This is a genomic window from Jiangella endophytica (genome assembly GCF_003427025.1).
Lineage (GTDB): Bacteria > Actinomycetota > Actinomycetes > Jiangellales > Jiangellaceae > Jiangella > Jiangella endophytica.
In genome coordinates this window covers 1-704 of sequence record NZ_QVAI01000061.1, presented here as the reverse complement: position 1 = coordinate 704, position 704 = coordinate 1, and the positions used below count along the sequence as shown (strand labels likewise).

The window sequence follows — 704 nt, the reverse complement described above, 5'->3', positions numbered from 1 at the left end:
CCGTTCGACCTCGCTCAGCGGCTGCTGTCGCTGGACCACGTGTCGGGTGGGCGGGCCGGGTGGAACATCGTCACGACGCGGAGCGCGCCGGCCGCACGGAACTTCGGCCTGCCGGACGTTCCGCACGCCGACCGGCGCTACGACCGGGCCGCCGAGTTCGTGGAACTGGTCCTCGCGCTCTGGGAGTCGGCGGCCTTGGGGCGCGACGTTGGTCACCACGGCGAGTTCTTCGACGTGGACGGCCGGCTGCGGGTACCACCCTCCCCGCAGCGTCACCCGGTCCTGTTGCAGGCGGGCGGCTCGGTCAAAGGGCGTCGTCTCGCCGGCCGCTACGCCGACGGAGTCTTCGCGGCGGAGCTGACGAAGGCGGGCGCGATCGAGCACTACGACGAGGTCAAGCGGTATGCCGCCGAGGCCGGGCGGTCACCGGCGACGGTGAAGATCCTGCCCGGTCTGCTGCTCAGCCTGGGCAGCACGGAGGAGGAGGCCAAGCGGCGCAGCGACGAACTGCACGACCTGGGACCCGCCGCCTATTCGGTGCAGTGGTTGTCGCAGGCCATCGGATACGACGCGTCGCACCTGGACCTGGACGAGGGATTCCCTGACGAGGTGCTCGAGGCCGCGCTGGATCCCAAGGTGGCCGGCGGCAGCATCGGGTTCCGCCAGTCGATCGTCAAGCAGATCCGCGCGACCAACCCGACGGT

The 704-nt window shown here is 70.9% G+C and carries 1 protein-coding gene; it reads left to right on the top strand.

Annotated features, from left to right (window positions below):
• Window positions 1–704, top strand: a 704-nt coding sequence (locus DZA62_RS35250; protein WP_116953674.1) for an LLM class flavin-dependent oxidoreductase, incomplete at both ends; no start/stop codon positions are given.